General features: G+C 37.0%; 3 protein-coding genes. All 3 read right to left on the bottom strand.

The features are described from left to right. Positions 1–86: 86 nt before the first annotated feature. From Q1R07_RS06490 to Q1R07_RS06480, 3 genes are read right to left on the bottom strand one after another with little or no spacing between them, the layout of a single operon-like run. A complete protein-coding gene (locus Q1R07_RS06490; protein ID WP_300487506.1) occupies positions 87–782 on the bottom strand; it encodes an ABC transporter ATP-binding protein in 696 nt (231 codons plus the stop codon). A 24-nt stretch (positions 783–806) separates the two neighbouring features. Next, positions 807–2,276, bottom strand: a complete 1,470-nt coding sequence (locus tag Q1R07_RS06485; RefSeq protein ID WP_300487504.1) for a DUF5687 family protein — start codon at positions 2,274–2,276, stop codon at positions 807–809. Between the two features lie 57 nt (positions 2,277–2,333). Further along, on the bottom strand, positions 2,334–3,059 hold the full coding sequence (locus tag Q1R07_RS06480) for a hypothetical protein (RefSeq protein ID WP_300487501.1): 726 nt from the start codon (positions 3,057–3,059) through the stop codon (positions 2,334–2,336). Between the last annotated feature and the right edge of the window lie 62 nt (positions 3,060–3,121).

Genomic DNA, 3,121 nt, shown 5'->3' with positions numbered 1-3,121 from the left:
AAGAGAGGTAAAAATACGTTTCTTTTTGATATGGGAAAAATTTGTTTCCAAAAAAACAATATCCCTCTTGTGGGAGGGATAGCATTTTATACAGCAAAAAATGTTTCGAGCTCTTGTAAGGTTTCTTCGTTTGTATGAATATCTTTTACAATTCTGCCTTTTTCCAAAGCTACAATACGGTTACTAACTTCAATGGTATGTAACAAATCGTGACTGGAAACCAATACGGTTACCTCAGGATTATCGGCTAGTTTTTTAATGATGTTCTTTAACCGGATCTGCGTTGTCGGATCGAGGTTGGCAAACGGTTCATCAAGAATGATCACTTCCGGATTACCAATTAATGTAGCGATAATACCTACTTTTTTCTGGTTTCCTTTCGAAAGGTCGCGCAGGTATTTTTTATTATTCAGGATTTCTCCGTTAAAAAAGTCTTCGTGTTCGCGTAACAAAGCGTCTACATCGGCTTTATTTTGTCCGCGTAATTCTCCGATAAAATAGAAATACTCTTCCGGTGTCAGGTAACCGATCAGGAAACTTTCGTCCAGGAAAGCCGCGGTAAACGGTTTCCAGTTTTCACTTAGGTTAATCTGTACGTTATTACTAATAATATGTCCGGTAGATGGTTGGATCAGATCCAATAACAGACTGAAAAAAGTAGTTTTTCCCGCTCCGTTATTTCCTACTAATCCAAAGCTTTCTCCTTTTTTAATTTCAAGGTTTTCTATATTTAATACGGTGGTTCCGTTATAGGTTTTCGACAGGTTGGTGACTTGTATCATATATATGTCTTTTTAAAAGTATCGTTAGTTTTTTTGTTTGTATGCCTCCAGCGTTTTGTATTTTTCGCTTTTGTAGGTTTTTTCGATTATCGTAAATACTTTGTTACGAAACGCAAATCCAATAACGCCCGCTCCGGCCACCAGTACAAATCCAAAGTTTGCACCTAAAGTATAATATCCGATTCCGTATAATAAAAGTGGTAATACAATTTTTGGAAGTGCCAGTAATAGTGTTTTCACATTAAAAGCTTGTCGATCACCAAAGGCATTTTTGCTCGACGACAGGTCAATTGGTGTTTTGATATACGCACCCGCCCAAAGTACGATATGTGCATTTACACCCATATTATAAATCGCACCTACCAATATCGCCAGATAAACATCCACTCCAAAATACAAGTAGAAGCTTGCCAGTAAGGTCGAGATAACGGTTGCCATAACCATTAACCACCACTTCGAATTCAAATAATCCCGGTATTTTATGTTCTGACTCATCATAAGCGGATAGTAAGCACTGTCCCAACTCGGCACAAATTGTCCGAAGTTTAACAGAAAACCTCCGGTTACAAATATTGCAGCAAATATTTTCCAAAGTGGCGCCTGATAGGCTTCGATACTGTCCGTAAAAAATAACAATCCGTAAAACAAAAACAGTATACTCATTCCGATGGTTGTACGGGAACGTTTGTTTCGTTTTAAAAGTCGGATGTCGTTTTTAAGGAAGGTTCCCAAAGTTCCAAACTGGTTTAACCAGGTTAGTTCTTCTGTTTTGGCGATTTCGTGTTTTGTTGCCAATCCGGCATCGAGGTACAGGTTTTTTTTAAAAAAACGGAAGGTTACACTATATAATCCTACGAAAAGTGCCAATGGAACGATGATCAGCCATGGCGTTTCATAAAGTGCCGAAAAATAGCGTCCGGTGTAAAGCGTCAAATCAAAAAAGGAATAATACTGCGACACACCTATCAATCCGACTAATGCACCGATACCATATAACAGATAGTCGTTTTTGTTGATCAATATGTTTAGATAATTGATTGCAAAAACGGTTAGCAACATACTAATCAACCAGCTCATTACGCCTAGCGGTGCAAATCCTTCCACCATCAATACCACCGAAAACGGAATAAAGAAAAACAGATGCGTTACATTAAAAAAGGACAGTAACGTTTTTCCCAACGCATAATTGACAATGCTATTTTTTCGGATGTTGATAAACAACAACGGTTTAATATTCATAACCGGTGCTTTCTGTAAAAAGAAGCGGATTAAAATATCGGCGAAAAAATAATAGATCAAAAACGTCGTGATGGTCGGAAACGGTTTTAAGTTGTTTTCTTCGAGGATGTAGTACGAACCTGCACCCAACAATAAAAACAAGGCAATAAAATACAATCCCGCTAAAATCATAAAAATCTTAAGAACCATATTCGACCCAAACGAAGCCGATCGGACAAAAGATTTCCATTCCAGAGTAATGAAGTGTTTTAACATGAAAATTTGGTGGTTTTAGTTAAAGGTTAGATGCAGCTTCTCAGCATTTGTTACAAATTATTTTACAAACTGATGGTTTTTAACAATTCGAGTCATTTCCTGATCAATCAACGCTGGCATTTTTACGATTCGTACATATTCTAAAAAACCAAGTGGTACCATGATGATGGTAAAAATCACAATCTGCCAGTGTCCATAGGTTCCGTTTACCGCCATTTTAAACAGGAAATTCAGACTGTTTGCAAACAGCATCACCGGAACCATAATGTATATGTTTCGTATAATATCGTGTAGTAACCACTTTTTTTCGGTGACTTTTTGCTGGCGACGGATTTTCCGATACCATTGATAACCGGCTATAATCTCAATGATTCCCATTATACCAAACAAAGTCAGAATGATGTAATTATTATAACTGCTCAATAGTAGGGTTCGGTATAAGACACCTGTCATAATAAGCATCAATACTATTTTCGGAAACCGGAAAAACGTTGCAAATTCACGAAAGATTTTTCCCCAGTAATATTTTGAAAGTGCTGCCTGACGTTCTTCTACTATGGTCGTAAATCCGAAAACGCCGAATTTTTTAAATTCAATTGCTAAGGCATCTTCAAAGGAAAGGTTTGGATTAACGACCCATTGTGCCTCTATTGCATTGGCCAGATGATCGACCAACTCGGTTTGCAAATCGTAATACGGAACAAAATGCTTGTCGGTAAAAGCATAGAGTTTTTCAATTTCAGCTGTATCGATAAGTCGGTTTGGTATGCTATTCTGCTGCATCTTTTATCTTTTATCTTTTATCTTTTATCTTTTATCTTTTATCTTTTATCTTTTATCTTTTA

Origin of the sequence: Flavobacterium sp., from assembly GCF_030146175.1 — a bacterium.
Classification (GTDB): domain Bacteria; phylum Bacteroidota; class Bacteroidia; order Flavobacteriales; family Flavobacteriaceae; genus Flavobacterium.
The sequence above is the reverse complement of the archived record's forward strand: the minus strand, read 5'-3'. Positions and strand labels throughout refer to the sequence as shown.